Annotated in this window: 15 protein-coding genes; 7 read left to right on the top strand and 8 right to left on the bottom strand. The window is 58.5% G+C overall.

Annotated elements, in window-relative coordinates; genetic code table 11:
- Positions 1-6: 6 nt before the first annotated feature.
- Together ACERJA_RS05340 and ACERJA_RS05335 are read right to left on the bottom strand one after the other, a co-directional pair.
- A complete protein-coding gene (locus tag ACERJA_RS05340; protein ID WP_373607226.1) occupies positions 7-666 on the bottom strand; it encodes a DUF3267 domain-containing protein in 660 nt (219 codons plus the stop codon).
- Positions 667-753: 87 nt separating this feature from the next.
- Positions 754-1,158, bottom strand: a complete 405-nt coding sequence (locus tag ACERJA_RS05335) for a UPF0146 family protein (protein ID WP_373607225.1) — start codon at positions 1,156-1,158, stop codon at positions 754-756.
- 39 nt (positions 1,159-1,197) lie between these two features.
- On the opposite strand from ACERJA_RS05335, the gene ACERJA_RS05330 reads away from it, so the two are divergent.
- Together ACERJA_RS05330 and ACERJA_RS05325 are read left to right on the top strand one after the other, a co-directional pair.
- Positions 1,198-1,719, top strand: coding sequence for an archaemetzincin family Zn-dependent metalloprotease (locus ACERJA_RS05330; protein WP_006066240.1), 522 nt, complete (start codon positions 1,198-1,200; stop codon positions 1,717-1,719).
- A gap of 304 nt (positions 1,720-2,023) precedes the next feature.
- Complete coding sequence (locus ACERJA_RS05325) at positions 2,024-2,785, top strand: hypothetical protein (protein ID WP_373607224.1); 762 nt, start codon at positions 2,024-2,026, stop codon at positions 2,783-2,785.
- A gap of 65 nt (positions 2,786-2,850) precedes the next feature.
- On the opposite strand, the gene ACERJA_RS05320 is transcribed toward ACERJA_RS05325, so the two are convergent.
- The 5 genes from ACERJA_RS05320 to ACERJA_RS05300 form a co-directional block, all read right to left on the bottom strand.
- On the bottom strand, positions 2,851-4,665 hold the full coding sequence (locus ACERJA_RS05320) for a ribosome biogenesis/translation initiation ATPase RLI (protein WP_373607223.1): 1,815 nt from the start codon (positions 4,663-4,665) through the stop codon (positions 2,851-2,853).
- A 2-nt stretch (positions 4,666-4,667) separates the two neighbouring features.
- Positions 4,668-4,991 (bottom strand): hypothetical protein, encoded by a 324-nt coding sequence (locus ACERJA_RS05315; protein WP_006066243.1) that lies wholly within the window; start codon positions 4,989-4,991, stop codon positions 4,668-4,670.
- Positions 4,992-5,093: 102 nt separating this feature from the next.
- Positions 5,094-8,192 (bottom strand): flagellin, encoded by a 3,099-nt coding sequence (locus ACERJA_RS05310; RefSeq protein WP_373607222.1) that lies wholly within the window; start codon positions 8,190-8,192, stop codon positions 5,094-5,096.
- Between the two features lie 158 nt (positions 8,193-8,350).
- The gene (locus ACERJA_RS05305; RefSeq protein ID WP_373607221.1) at positions 8,351-8,893 is read right to left on the bottom strand and encodes a hypothetical protein; all 543 of its coding nucleotides are present in this window, start codon (positions 8,891-8,893) and stop codon (positions 8,351-8,353) included.
- Positions 8,894-9,021: 128 nt separating this feature from the next.
- Positions 9,022-9,861, bottom strand: a complete 840-nt coding sequence (locus tag ACERJA_RS05300) for a polymer-forming cytoskeletal protein (RefSeq protein WP_373607220.1) — start codon at positions 9,859-9,861, stop codon at positions 9,022-9,024.
- Positions 9,862-10,337: 476 nt separating this feature from the next.
- Between ACERJA_RS05300 and ACERJA_RS05295 the strand changes: the two genes are divergently transcribed.
- From ACERJA_RS05295 to ACERJA_RS05285, 3 genes are all read left to right on the top strand, one after another.
- Positions 10,338-10,928 (top strand): hypothetical protein, encoded by a 591-nt coding sequence (locus ACERJA_RS05295; protein WP_373607219.1) that lies wholly within the window; start codon positions 10,338-10,340, stop codon positions 10,926-10,928.
- Positions 10,929-11,232: 304 nt separating this feature from the next.
- Positions 11,233-11,562 (top strand): hypothetical protein, encoded by a 330-nt coding sequence (locus ACERJA_RS05290; protein WP_373607218.1) that lies wholly within the window; start codon positions 11,233-11,235, stop codon positions 11,560-11,562.
- A gap of 185 nt (positions 11,563-11,747) precedes the next feature.
- Positions 11,748-12,560 (top strand): hypothetical protein, encoded by an 813-nt coding sequence (locus ACERJA_RS05285; RefSeq protein ID WP_373607217.1) that lies wholly within the window; start codon positions 11,748-11,750, stop codon positions 12,558-12,560.
- A gap of 64 nt (positions 12,561-12,624) precedes the next feature.
- On the opposite strand, the gene ACERJA_RS05280 is transcribed toward ACERJA_RS05285, so the two are convergent.
- Positions 12,625-12,777, bottom strand: coding sequence for a hypothetical protein (locus tag ACERJA_RS05280; protein WP_373607216.1), 153 nt, complete (start codon positions 12,775-12,777; stop codon positions 12,625-12,627).
- 537 nt (positions 12,778-13,314) lie between these two features.
- Here ACERJA_RS05280 and ACERJA_RS05275 point away from each other — a divergent pair.
- The gene (locus ACERJA_RS05275; RefSeq protein ID WP_373607215.1) at positions 13,315-13,881 is read left to right on the top strand and encodes a hypothetical protein; all 567 of its coding nucleotides are present in this window, start codon (positions 13,315-13,317) and stop codon (positions 13,879-13,881) included.
- A 79-nt stretch (positions 13,882-13,960) separates the two neighbouring features.
- Positions 13,961-15,109: a hypothetical protein gene (locus tag ACERJA_RS05270; protein ID WP_373607214.1), complete on the top strand. Its 1,149-nt coding sequence runs from the start codon at positions 13,961-13,963 to the stop codon at positions 15,107-15,109.
- Positions 15,110-15,137 lie beyond the last annotated feature (28 nt).

Genomic DNA, 15,137 nt, shown 5'->3' with positions numbered 1-15,137 from the left:
GCGATTTCAGAGGCCCACCGAGCCGACCGCATAGAACGCGATGATGGCCAACCCGATAGCGTAGACCACGTCTGCCCACAGCCACGAGAGCAGGTTCACGACGTAGATGACGAGCACAACCGGCACACCGAGGAGCACGACCGGTGATCGCCGCCACTCTGCTCGCGACCGGACCCAGAGCGTGTTCGCATCGCCGGTGCTCGGAAACGCCTGCATGCCAACGGACAGTCCCAGCCAGCCGAGCACGGCGGCAAGGACGAGCACCTCGTTCGAGGCTGTCCGAAGGTCGCCGAGCAACTCGAGTGAGATCGAACTCTCGACGACGGTGGTCACGAGGACGGCAACGCCGAGAAACGCCGCCAGTGAAACGACAGTGTTGACCAGAAACGGCGCCACACTGATGACGAACGACTTGCGGTACCGGTCAGGCTGTGCGTGGCGCACGTAGCCCGACGGATCGCCGAATCTGAAGTACGCGACCTCGAGAACGGGGACGCCGACGAGATGGCAGGCCTGCTTGTGGGCGAACTCGTGGACGACGACCCCCGGAAGTGTAAACAGTTGCAACCCGAACCAGCAGAGCGTCCCGATGCCGATGATCGCGGTCGCGAGAACGGCAAGTGCGAAGACGAGCGCAACGACAGGGAGGACGGCATCGACGGGCATCGATCACTCAACTATCGTGACCGTCCCTAATACCTTCGACTCTTGGAATCGAGCTGTGTCCGGCCGCGAGTGACTGCGCTGGTCGTGTCATCGACCCCTCGGCTGGGCGACGTACAGCGTCCCAGTCTCGATGGTCCGGCGTTCGACCGGCACCGTAGGCTGGTCGCCACCGAGGGTCGTAAACAGAAACACCGCGTCGGCTGTGCGAGCGACCTCGAGTGTTGGGCGGTGGAGTTCTGGAGGGAGGTTGAGCGCGTAAATCGCGTCCGCATCGGCGTAGATTGACGAGTCGGGGTCGACGATATCGTCGCGGACGAATCGAACGCCATCGGGAACCTCGCGGTCGTGAACGTCAGTTGCGGTGACGGACACGTCTTCGTCGATGAGTGCCGCCGCCACGTCGGTTCGCCGACCGATTCCGACCTCGATCACTCGGTCGTAGACAGACAGGGTGTCGAGCAACGGCGCTATGTTCCGGCGAGAGTGTGCCACGGCGGGACGTTTATGCCACCCGCGGCCATAGCCCTTGCCATGCTCGTCGATATCGTGCCGGTCGGCAATGTCTCCGCGAACGTCAAGCGGGCGGCTTCGACCGCATTGCGATCGGTCTACGACTGCGACGTCACGGTCAACGACGCCCAGTCGGTCCCGAACGGCGCATACGATGCTGACCGGAACCAGTACACCGCCGAAACGTTCATTCAACTCGCCGAACGGGTCGGCCGAGGAGACAAAAACATCGCCATCACGCCACACGACCTCTTCTACCGCCGTCGCAACTACGTCTTCGGCTTGGCCTACCTCGACGGCAGCGGCAGCGTCGTCTCGACCTACCGACTCCAGACCTCGAGCGACGGCGGCTTCTCGAACCAGAGTGCGGCTGACATCTTCGAGGACCGCGTCCGCAAAGAGATCGTCCACGAGATTGGCCACACCTACGGCCTCGAACACTGTGACAACAACCGCTGTGTCATGAACTTCTCGCCGACCGTTCGCGAGGTCGACATCAAAGAGGAGAACCTCTGTGGGAGCTGCCAACGACTAATTAGCTGACACTCGAGGGGGCGTTCTCGAACCGTCTCGGCGTCCCCTGGTGGGCAACGGCCAGCCGCCAGCTCGTTTGATACGGACCGTTATCAACCAGTTCTGGCGCGATCGCAGGGCGTCGCGGTCGACGTGTCACGACGCGTTCGCCGGTTCGACCGATCGCGGAACAACGATTTATTTCTCGACCGCCTAACGCGGCTATCTGAATCACCGTGTCACCGCACACCCAGTCCTTGCCGACCGACGCGCGACCCTCGACCAGTCACGACGCTCGTCACCATCGGCGATGTCGATGCTGGGGGTGGAGCCAGTGACCGGATCGACTGACGACGACGAAATCGAGATCGAAATCGAACGCGAGACGCGGTCGCCGACGGCGGATCGATCGGCCCACGATGACGAGCGACCACCTGCGTCGGCAGCGGGTGACGCCACCGCACCCGAGCGAGCCCTCGAGGACGAACTCGGTCGAATCGACCTGCTAACGACGCCGGATGGCTACGTCGAGGGACGCGTGACGGGCCTCGAATCGGTGGACGAACGAACAGTCCGACTCGAGGTCACCCTGCCCCACGACGAGGTCGCCGTCTTCACGCTCGACAAACCGATCCCCTGGTCCGAGCAGTATCTCCTCGCGCGAATCGTCGAGGACGTCGGCTACGACGCCGCATCGATCGGCCATCTCGTCGGGGAGTCGGTGTATCTGGCCCGGATAGACCGTGAGACACGGGCCGACGAGGACGAGTGGTGGACACCGCTGACTCGACGCGCCGGCGACGCCGTCGTCGCCTCGCTGTTGAGCGATCGGTACCGACTCGAGGAAACCCACTCCCCCGAATGGCGGCTAGTCGATCCACTCGAGCGGCCCTCGACTGCGGACGACGACTCCACAGCGGATGCGACGCGCGTCGTCGCCGCCGGACTGATCGTCCTCGGCAGCCTCGTCGCCGCGGCGGGTGCCGTCTTCGGGGCAACGGGCGGGCTCGTCGTCTCGAGTGCCGTGCTCGGGTATGCGCTGCCGGGGCTCATGCTCGCGTGGTTCGGACTCGCGATCCTCCTTGATGAGTCGTAGTTTGAGATTGCAGAAATCGATCAGCTGACGCGCACTCGCCGTTGAATCCCGAATCGGCCGTTCGATCAGGGCGCGTAGTAGTACTCGCCCTCGCTTTTCTGCTTGCGATCCAGCTGCGAGTCGGGTTTGTTGATCCGTGGGCGCGACGTGCGCTCGTCCCGGCGGAACGTCACGTCGAGGTTCGCGAGGAACTCGTTCATGCCATCCCGCATCGGCTGTGGCTGGCCAGCACGACCGGAAACGGCCGGTTCGCCGTCGAAGACCATCAGTCGGTCGGCGAGCAGGTCGATCGTGTAGATGTCGTGGTCGATGACCATCACGGTCGCGTCCTGCTGTTCGGCATACCGCCGAATCGCGCTCGTCGCCTGCACACGCTGTTCGACGTCGAGGTGGGCGGACGGCTCGTCGAGCAAGTAGAGGTCGGCGGAGTCGGAGAGACAGGCTGCAATAGCGACCCGCTGGCGCTCACCACCGGAGAGATCAGAGAGGTTCTGCTCCATGATTCGCTCGAGTTGGAGTGGCTGGGCGATTTCTGTGTTCCAATACGACGAGCCAAACTGATCGGTGATCGACGAGAGGAAGGCGTCGACCCGCATCGGCTGGTCGATGGTGACGTACTGGGGCTTGTAGGAGATATCCAGATCCAAGTCCGTGTCGCCGGCATCCGACTCGAGGTTGCCCGTCAACAGCTTCGCGAACGTCGATTTCCCGATCCCGTTCGGACCGACGATCCCGAGCACTTCGTTCTCCCGAATCGCACCGCCTTCGACCTCGAGGGTGAACTCGCCGTCGCCGTAGCTCTTCGTGAGGTCGGGGTACTCAACGAGCGTGTCGCCGCGGGATTCGGTCCGTGGCGCGTGTTCTTCGAACTCGATTGGGTTCGGCCGAATCCGCATATTCTCGTTGTCGAGATAACCCGAGAGATACTCGTTGATCCCGTTTCGGACAGATTTTGGCGACGTGATGACACCGTAGGCCCCCGGCTCACCGTAGGCGACGTGGAGTGTGTCCGCGAGCAGATCCAGGATCGCGAGGTCGTGTTCGACGACGAGCACCGACTTGTCTTCTTCCTCGGCGAGTTCGCGAATCAGCCGCGCTGCGGTGACCCGCTGGCTCATGTCGAGATACGGTGTAATTTCGTCCAGGAAGTAGAAATCCGTGTCTCGTGCCAGCGTCGCCGCAAGTGCAACCCGCTGGAGTTCACCGCCGGAAAGGTCGTCGATCGCCTGGTCCATGACGGGGCCGATCTCGAGGCGCTCGACGAGGTACTCCAGTGCATCACGCTCGTTCGTGCGCTCGAGCAACTCACGGGTGTTGCCGTCGAAACTGTTCGGAATCTGATCGACGTACTGGGGCTTTCGGGCGACGGTGATCTCGCCGTCCCGAACGTCCGCGATGTAGTCTTGTAGCTCCGTCCCGCGGTAGGCCTCGAGCACTTCGTCCCAGCCAGGTGACTCGTCGTGACGGCCCAGATTGGGCTCGAGTTCGCCCGCGAGAATGCGAACGGCGGTCGTCTTCCCGATCCCGTTTGGCCCGAGAATCCCCGTGACCTGCCCGTCCTGTGGCGCGGGGAGTCCGTACAGCGAGAACGCGTTCTCGCCGTAGCGGTGGACCGGATCGTCCTGCAGTTCCTTCGGGAGGTTGATGATCTCGATTGCATCGAAGGGGCATTTCTCGACACAGATCCCGCAGGTCTCGCCGAGACAGATTTCCTCGGAGATGTGGATCTGTTCGGGTTGGCCCTCGGTGGTCTCCTCGCCACGCAGGGTGATACACTCCTTGCCCGTTCGGTTCGGCGGGCAGTAGTTCTTACACTCGTAGCTACAGCGGTCGGGCTGGCACCGATCCAGATCGACCACGGCGATACTGTCGTCGGCCATCGTTAGATCGTGGCCTCCGCCGTCAGCAGGATCCCCCACGTCACGAACCACAGCGAGAACGTCATGAACGTGATGAACAGGTAGTGTTTCACCCCGAACTCGTCCTCACCGTAAATTCCGGTGAAATCGTAGAGCAGAAACTGCGCGAGGATCGCCCCTGCGACGAGCATGAGCGCTCGCGTATCTCCAGCCGCGTCCGCCGGGCCGACATCGCCCGTAATGGACATCGAGGCGAATGCCGCGGCGACGCCGAGCAGCGCTGACAGTGCCGTCACGCTGATCGAGCGAATGTGCTCGCGTCGGTCACTGATCGATTCGGTCGACATGGCTCGATGTCCGCGTTCGGGCCTAAAAAGGCGTTCGGGTTGATCTCGAGAGCGTGCAGACCATCACTTGGACGTGAACAGCCGGCTATCGAAACTGGCGACTCAACCGATCACGATGTGATCGGAGTCGATATCGATGCCGGTATCGTCGACCCCTTGACCGCCGGATACACCATCCCCATCGGAGTTACCGGGTCCGACGTCGGGCGAGCCACCGGAATCTGCATCCCCGCCAAGCTCGAGGTCGACATCGCCCGGCGTACCGGCCTCGCCGCCGTCTCCGGAATCAACGTCTGCCTCGCTGCCTCTCTCGGGGCTGATAGTGATGCTTGGCTTGCGGGGGTCGACGCCTGCCTGTTCAACCTCGACGTAGACGATCAGGTCGTTAAAGTTGGGGTCGTAAGTCTCATCGGGATTGTTTTCGTAGGCATCGATCGCCTCGTTCCAGAGTGCGTCGATGCCGTCTTCGTTCGTTGACTCAGTATTCTCGAAGAGGAACACGAACTCTCCTGGGCCGAGATCGAGTTCATTGTCACCGTCTTCGACCAGATCGTGTTGCTCGAGCACCTCTGTGGCACTCAGCTGTTGCTCGGTCCCTGCAGGGAGCGCCGGAATCGTGTTGCTCTCGTTACTTCGAACTCGGACGTTCTGGAGGTTAGCGTCCTCTGAGGCGTCGATTGGCCCGAACACTGACGATCCGGAAACGTCTTGACACCACGTAAATTCATGATTGGTCGGACCATTGTAGTGATTAAGGCTGTTTGGATCAGTCTGTTGATCTTGACACGTCTCATACCGCGCGTTCCTGAGGGTAAGGTCCGTTTCGTCTTCGACAGTGAAGTTGTACGTGTAGCTGTCTGCGCTCTTGTCTTGCCACGTCGGCCCAGTATTGACGTTGTTTCCTCCATCCGGATTCTCGAAGGAATGGACTGTCTCCCCATTAGCCACGATATCGAGTGTCATCGGCGCCAGATTGTGAGTGTACTCGCCAAAAAACGGTGGGAGTCCAATTTGGCCAGGACCGGACACCTGCGACCCTAGCACCTCGACGGCCACCTCGGCATTCTCGACACCACCGAGTTCGACATCCCCTGGATCGATACCGGCGTCGACGTCGAACCTCATCTCGAGTTCGTCGTCCTCGGTCGCTATCGTCGCGTCGTAGGTGCCGGTGACCAGGACGCTCCGGTTGATCGGTAGTTCGATGGTAGCGTTCTCGCCAACGGCTCGGTCGGCAGTGCCGGCATCGATAGTCTCTGCGTATGGGTCGTTGTCGAGTTCGTCGTCTTTCAGATCGAGATCGACGGTCACATCCTGTTCGCCGCCTTCGACGCCCGTGTTGTGTAGATCAGCCGTGATCGTGACGTTCTCGTCGTCGACCGTCGCGTCGCCGTTTGCCAGTCCGAACTCGGTCCCGGGATGGCCGAAGTAGAACGATGCGTTCTCGAGTCCGTCGCCCTCGGCCTGGACGTCGTAGTCGTAGACCTCTCCGTGCTCGAAGTCGTGGTCATCGGGGTCGACGGCGAAGTCGACTGTGTCAGTCGTCCCGTTCTCGAGTTCTTTCGGTTCAGAGATGTTGACGTTCGCGTCCGGGATCGAAAGCGTCACGTCCCGCTCGACGGTGGTCAGGTACGTACTCTCGACTTCGGCACTGACGGTAAAGGGACTCCCGTCGTCGGTAACGAACTGGTCGTCACCGACACCTTCGTCGCCGATGACCACGAATGCCATCCCGTCGCCACCGGTTGCGTCGCCTTCGATCGTGCCGTTGACTTCGTTGTCATCTACTGTGATTGTGAATTCGTGTTCTCCAACTGGGATCGCACTCTTGTTTATCACCCACTCAACGGTTCCCTCGGCTCCGTAGTCGACGTCGATTTCTTTGGTATCCGTTTTGTTGAGGAGTTCGAGAGTGACGTCGGCGTCTACCGCTTTCCCGACGCCGATATTCGACACATCGGCCGTGATCGTTACATTGCCGTCGACTTCGTTGGTGTCGACGTCATCGGTCTTGAGAGCGGTACCCGGCTCACCGTAATAGAATGAACCTGGTTCGTCGAGTTTGTCGTCTTCCGTCCAAATCGTATACTCGTACGTCTCGCCTGCTGTGAACTCGAACGAATTGGGTGCTGGGATCTGAACGTGGCTTCCCTTGTGACCACCGAGACCTGGTTCAGATATGTCCTGTGGATCATCGTCGGGTGTAAGTGTTAATTCCCCGTCCTTGCTGTGTTCGCCTTCATCATCCCAGATTGTGATGCCGACATCTTGAGTGTCTGCTTCGTCACCGACATTTTCGATTACGCCACCGATTCGGAGAGCCGATGACTTGTTACTGAGAACGGGCGGATCAATCCGATCACCGTCCGAGTCCGTGAGTCCCTTATCCGCTGCAACGATGAACGTTGGCTCCTCTGACGACTCTCTGATGCCTTCGATCGTTGCCACGACCGTTCCTCCGTCCTCGTCGTGCGTGATGGTGACTTCGGGGTTTTCGTCCTCGCCGAGTGCATCCTCGAGGAACGTCGCCCAGCCTTCGTGGTACGAACTTTTGATCCTGAACGCGACATTGCTGCCGTCACAGTCGCTTGCTGTCGCCTGGATCTCATTCGTCAGGGCCATTGACTTGCTGTGATCTGCCGTCGCTGCCAGTCCGGAGCCATCGACATCACTCTCACTGATCTGCATGAGTTGGAGTTGCAGCGACTCTCCGTCGTAGCCGATTTGCGGATCCGAGATGGCCGTCGTGTCGCCGCTGTCGTGCTCCCAGACACCACCACCCTGGTGGACAATCGTTCGGTCGTCGAGTTCGTACTCAAGCGCACCAAGCGTCCCTGACTCATTGGTAGGTGCAGTACACGCTTGGCCGCTCCACGGATCCGCTGACTCGTTGTACCATGAGACTTCGATCAAGCCATCATCAATAACCGACATCTCGGCATCAGGAGGAACCTCGAGCGACTGTGACCCATCCGAAATCGTCGCCGTCGTGAGCGCTTGATCGGTCTGTCCCATGTAGGTGATCGCCCGCTCCCGTTCGCTTTGGCCTTCTAGGGCGTCGAACAGCGGCCCCGCAGCGACAAAGACCAGCACTGCACCCGCCAGTACCATTCCAAAGAGCAAGACGATGCCAATGATCGGTGCGCCACCCCGATCAGCGGACAGTTCTGATCGGTCATCGGCGCGTGTCCGGGGAGTCATTTATTGAGCCATCGAAGAACCATATTATATATCCTACGTATATTAAAGTAGAGAAGAATGTCTGTCTGTACATCAGGAACGGCTTGAAACGGGACAAAAGTCCACAGTGACCGCTTGATTATCACTCCTGAAAGTGACGATCCCGTCTCGAGGCCGAGCTACGGAGGCTTCTCCATCGCTCCTAATCGCAGCCGCCGACTCTGGACGACGTGGACGACCGCCGACCCGACGAACAGCGCGACGACGATCGTCGCCCAACCGAGTTCCGGCACTGTCTCGGTGGGGATCCACTCGAGCCACAGCCCACCCATCACGACTGTTGCGACCGCAGAGAGGCCGAGATAGTACGTGCTCCAGGGAATCGAATCGCTGGGCACCACGTCGAGGTAGATTTCCAGCTCCGACACGTTCTCGGTGAGCTCGATCGTTCGATTATCGAACTCGATCATCTCGGCTCGCTCGAGCGTCGGCAGGTGGGTCTGCTGTAACGATGTGTAGACGCGCTTGCGTTCGGCCGAGGTCAGCTCGTCGATCTCCTTGTCGAGTTCCCAGGCGGCGACGTGTTCGGCGAGGTCCCCGAGTTCGACCGGCTCGCCCTCGCGTTTGCAGTAGTGAATCGTGTAGCGACGGCGCTGATTGCTCAGCAGGTCGAAAATTTCACCCTGACCTGGATCTGACCGTGTCTCAGCCTGTGTCGCCATTGAAGCACCTGTATGAAGCCGTGGAACTCACGACCAATAAGTATACTGTACTATCACGAACTCGTGGGATTACCCCCGAGTACGGCCTGGAGTCACGTTTTCGGATTGTCAGGACACAAACAGCAATCTCAACACTGCACACCGGGCAGATCGGTCTGATTCTCGAGGATCGTCCCAGTGACGACCGCATTGTTCCCCACGACGACCGAACCACAGGCCGAGACGTCGCCGTCGATCTCGGCGTTGTTGCCGATGATGACATTCCCGCCGGCGACGATGTCACCGCTGACGAGATTGTTCGCGACGATGATATCGCCTTGAGAGACGATACTGCCAACGTTCGCGTTGTTGCCAACGGTCACCGAGCCGCCGCTGGAGATCGTTCCGCCGACAGCGACGTTATTGTCGACCGTCACATCGCCGCCGGTGGCGACATCACCGTTTTCGTCCACCGAGACCACGATCGGCTCGTCTGAAAGCGTCGTACAGTCAACGGGGACGAACGCGGCCGTCGTCCGTGTTGCATCGACACTCGAGCCAGCCGCCGAGGCGAGAAGCCGCAGTTCGACGCGATAGCTCCCATCGAGCGTCTCCCCGTTCCCACACGCGAGGCCCACGTCGAACGTGTCGGCTGTGCTGCCCGGCTGGACCGTCGCCTCGAGGGCGTCCGACGCGACGACTGCGCTGCTCTCGTCGGTGATCCGAACGACCGAGGCGTCGACGGTAGCCGGCTCTGCCCCGCCGAAATTGTCCGTCAGCGTGTAGACGGGTGTCGTCCCATCCGGTGCGTCGATCGCCGCCGACGCCGAGCGATCCTCGAGGCCGAGATACGCACTCGAGTCGTCGGCCGTCCCGACACTCACGCCACGGTCGGCGGCGATGGTGGCAAATCCGAACGTCGGGCCGGCCATCGCCATCGCTCCGACGAGGATGAACGCGAGCGCGATGACGGTGAGTGGTCGTGTCATAGATCTGTGGGTCGGCTGCGTGAGATAGAAATCGGCCCAGATACGGGCTGACTCGAGTGTCTACGCGCGTACTAGAGCTACGCGGGCAGCAAATATAAGCTCGCCGTACAGTCAGGGTATCGCATAGCTCGATCGCGTTCTGTGTGGTGACTGTAACGGTTCGTCGTGGCCTCGAGTATACTGCGAACTGTGTCTGTGTCAGCCGCGTCGCAAATGGTGGCGTTTGCAGGGTGACTCGAGTAGCCACGACAGTGGGACATATGGGTATTGCTAACTCGCCGAATTCTCGAGACGGCCGATTTCGACGGATCAAGCCAGTCTTGAAGGTGATCTGGGAATTTTCGGTGCAAGTATTATCAACCTTGAACAAAGTCTCGATACACAATACAAAGTAGGTGGGGTCCCAAGGTAGAAGCAAGAGCCGCGTTCCATCCCATCGGCGAGGGTCGCAGCGCGGTTACATGGAGACCACAATCATGAGCATGAACCGACGCAATGTGTTAGTTGGACTGGGAACGATCGTCGCGGGCGGCGGAGCCGCACTCGGGACGGGTGCGTTTAGTAGTGTGGAAGCCGACCGGACAGTCAGCCTCACTACGGCAGGTGACTCAGGTGCACTCCTCGGACTGGAGGTAAAGAGGGACACGCTGCAGGGCAGTTCAGGCGATGATGACGACGTAATCGAAATTGACGTTGATGACCTCAACCTTGACGCACTGACGACATTCGATGGTGCGCTAGAGATAACAAACAATTCTGAAAATTCTATCACGGTCGATGTTTCTCTGGGAGAAGTCGGCGATGAGAATGATTCTATTCTTAAAGAGGACGACGAGCTGAGTATTGGTACAGGTGATCCGGAGATCGTGTTCGCTGTTGATTCAGATGCATGGAACGACAGTGACGAGAAGATAGAGCTTGGTACTGATGATGGAAGTAACAATCAAACCACGGTTGATATTATAATCAACACGCTCGGGATGGACGATACCGGTGATGGTGATGACGACCCTCTCGGCGACATTGATAGCCTCCTGTTCGAGGCGAACCAAGACCAATCCGCCTAATGAACTTTCGGCGAGTCAACAAACATCATCAACTCATCCTGTGAACTGAACATAATTCTGGAATGATCGGACGGCTCGAGACCCAACGCACTGGTCACGGTCGATAAAAGACCGATGTCAGCAGATAAAACACACAAGAGAATCATTGACAGTGAGACTGAACCGGCGGAACGTGTTGCTCGCAGCAGGGACGGTAGCCACAGGTACTGGTGCCGCAATCGCGACCGGTGCGTTTAGCAGTTTGAGCGCTGATCGGACCGTCACAATCAATACAGCGAGCGACGAGGATGCGGTCCTGTCGCTCGTGGTCAGCGACGAGTACGCCGGGCTCTCTGCCGGGGGCGGTGACGTGATCGAACTGAATCTCGATCAGCTCAATCACAACGCGACGACCAGGTTCGATAACGCACTCACGATCGAAAACAACGGGTCTCAAAGGGTTGAGTTGGAGATCGAAACCGACGACGAGTTGGAAAATATCGTTGAATTCTTCCCACGCTCGGCGATACTTGAACCGGACGAGGCAGGAGACGACGACACAGAAATCATCACTATCAGCGTCAATTTAAAATCTAACACAGCACCCAGCAATCCTAGCGACATTACGATCACAGCAACCACGACCACTTCTTGAGCCGCTCTCGGCCCTTCAGGATCACGGTTGCGGATGGGAGTTGAGGTACGAGCAAAACGGGTAGTGATTACTTGAACCGCTGAGCGATCGTCGTACACATTTCGGTATGAGTCTCGGTGACAATCCTGCCAATGGACTTATTGCGATATAAGACATATCAACTGTCAATGAAGCGCCGGGTGTTCATGGGACTGGGGGCGGCGTCGATCGGTGCCGGTGCACTGATCAGCACCGGCGCGTTTAGCTCGCTCGAAACCGGGCGTGGGGTTGCGGTCAGTGCTGCTGATAATAAGCAGGACGCGTTACTCGGTATCGACGATTCAACTAGTACCGAACCAGTGTTCACGAATAACACATCACTCTATATGGACGTAACGCTGGAAGAGAGTGACGATAGTATAAATCTTGATTTTGAAAAGCGGAATTTTAATTTAACAGAATATGGCTCAGAGGAAGACTCAAAGAGTATTAAGATTGAGTCAAATGATACTAGTGTCGCACCCGTAAAAATCACTGTACATATATATGAGTCTGAAAGCGGTCCAAAAAAAGGTCAAATCGTCATACAAGAAGAGTTCAGTGCAGTACAGGCCGAGCAGGCTGAAGTCACGGGTGAAGTAATTCCCACTGGTGGAAGTGGCCTTATTACTTTCACACTGGAAAATACTGGTGATATAGATATTGTCTTAGAGGCTATTGGAATAAGAAATAGCACCAATGACTCAATCACTCGCGTTCATGACGGTGAATTACTGGGAATCCCCGGAAGTGGGCAAGGGAGAAATATTGACCGTGTTGTTGAGGATGTTGATGAAATACCGATCGATGATAGTACGTTGGTCGACTTCCTTGTGAGTGAAGATCTTGAGTTGAGTCCCGGAGATGATGTCGAATTGCGCTTCGATGATTTTGATGGAGACCCGCGAGGTGCTACGATAACGGTTGAACTAACATTCCAAGACACAAGTGGGGATACATTCGAACTTCAAATAGATTGAGTTCGATTGTCCCATCCGTTTCCTCTGCGTAGCCCTCATTAGGGCTATCGAGGTATGGTTCGAGTCACAACAGCGCGTCGGAGTCGCTCGCCCCCGTAACGCTCACCGTCCGATCGACTGAGACCGAACTGAATGCGCCGGTGCTGACCAGCGCACCGCCATCGCCAATCGCGAGCGAACCGAGTCCGGCCAGTATGTTTCTGCGAGAGTATTCCATGTCGGTCCTGCTGTAGGTGATCCGGACGACGAGTCCGCGCATCCTCGCGTCGGTTTCCGGACCGACCTGTGGTTGGTCGGTAGTAAACCTTCTCCCTACCTTCTATTTGGTAGCTTGACAGTCATCAATTCAAACCGGAACGTGACGGGAGGGGATCGATCGACTCTGGGCCACCCACCGATCTGGAGTGACCGACTGTCACGCAGAGATCGCAAACCTACACTGGAAAAAACAGCAGGCGTTCCTGCTATTCCGTCCCCATTGGATGTGGGCACGATCGCGGTTCTCGACGAAAGTCGTGACCCGACTGATTTCGGCCGTTCAGGCCGGACTTGAAGTAGGTATTGGTGCCCGTTCAACGGGTACGGGCAAGCCAGAAATCCTTCTCGACACCTAATACAAAGTGGGTGGCACCCTACGGTGTGAGTAAGAACCGCGTTCTGGACCCGTCGATGCAGGCGATGGGTTCGACGAGGTTGCATAGAGAACACACTCATGAAACTTAACCGACGAAGCACACTCATTGGACTGGGAACGATGGTAATTGGCGGCGGCGCTGCACTCGGCTCAGGTGCGTTCAGCACAACAGAAGCAGACCGTGGCCTTCAAGTCAACGTCGTCACGGGTGACGCTATCGCCGAGGAATTCATCGATATTGTGCTGAAAGACATCGACAATGTGGAGAATGTAGGTGTCGATATCGACGAGGTGGGCAGTGCGTTCCCTACCGCGGGCGACGACTACGATAGTTACGAGGCCTCCAGTGGCGACCTTAGCCTCATGGACAACGATGTGACGATCACGTTTGGCGACGAAAATTCGTTTTTGGCAAATTCCAGCAGGGATTTCGAGGACCTCATTGTGCTCGTTAATGATGAAGGCGACAATTCGAACGGGACCGTAAACGTCGAGTTTTCCGCTACTACCGAGTCAACGTTCACATTTGAGGCTGAAGTGGATGAGGAAAGCAAAGACTTTGGTGATGAAAGTGACGGCGATACGGTTGATGATGGCGAAGCCGTCGAAGTAACAGTCGGCCTCGAAACTGGATCCACAGATGACGATGACGGTCTTTTAGAAATTGAAATTACAGACGCACAATAAGATTTTCCTGTTGACCGAATTTGTCACACGGAGTATCAGATAGGATCAGGGCCGAATTAAAATATAACTGACCCCTCAGATGCCATCCACCAACGCCCTATTCGCAGCCGCGGCGGTTTGCTTTCTCCTCGCACTCGCAGTCCCGACTGCGGCGATCACGGTGGGTGAGGATCCAGCGAGCGACGACGTCGTCCTCGAGCCGGCCGACAAACGGTACGCGACCATCGAGAACGGCGAACTCGAGCTCGATCTCACTGTTATCGACAACACGGTAACGGAGTTCGTCGAGGTGTTTACGATTTCGCTGGGTGACGATGCCGACGATATCGAGTCGATCTGGATCAGTAACGACGTCGATGGCCTCGAGTTTTACGCGGATGGCGACGCAACTACCGAACTCACAGAATCGAACCCCCTCGAGCCAACGGCCGGCCAAACGACGAGCATTGGCGTAGCGATCGATACGCATCTCGCCGAGAGCGGGACGGAGACGTTCACGGTTCACGTCCGGTACGAGGCCGACGAAGAGGATGACGACGAAGACGACGAGTCGACCGATGTCGACCTCGAGTCCATCGAACTCGATACGACGGCCGTCGAGACGGGCGACTCGGTGACGGTGAACGCGACCTACCGGAACGACGGTCCGACGACGAAACAGCGGACGGCCGAGCTGACCGTCGACGGCGTCGTCGTCGACACCAAGTCGTTCGAGATCGGCCCCGGCGAGACGGTGTCGGTGATCTTCGAACGGGAGCTCCAGTGGCCCGGCACGTACGAGATCGGCGTCGACGGACAGACCACCTCGGTCACCGTCGAGGGGCCGCCGATCGACGTCCTCGACGCGTCGGTCACCACTGCAGAGATCACCACGGGCGGGACGGCGACGATCGACGCGACGGTTCACAATCCCACGGACGTCGCCGTCGACCGCACCCTCGAGCTCGCCGTCGACGGAATCGTCGTCGACACACGAACGGTGACGATCGAGCCGAACTCGGAGCGAACGGTGACGTTCGAGCGACAGTTCGACGAGGCGGGAACGTACGAGATCGCGATCAGTGGCGTCGACGCGGGCTCGGTCACCGTCACCGACCCCGAACCGTTCCAGATTCGGGACCGCGAACTCTCGGCGGCGACGACGGCAGCGCTTGCCCCGCCGACGGCGGCCGGGTTCCTGTTTCTGGCAGCCGCGGCGAACCGCCGCTGGGCGTTCGTCTCGAGGTAAGCGTGGCGACTCGAGGCCACTCCACGAG

Origin of the sequence: Natronorubrum sp. A-ect3, assembly GCF_041821125.1 — an archaeon.
In the GTDB taxonomy this organism is placed as follows: Archaea; Halobacteriota; Halobacteria; order Halobacteriales; family Natrialbaceae; genus Natronorubrum; species Natronorubrum bangense.
Note: the sequence above shows the minus strand (reverse complement) of the source record. Positions and strands in the feature narration are given on the sequence as shown.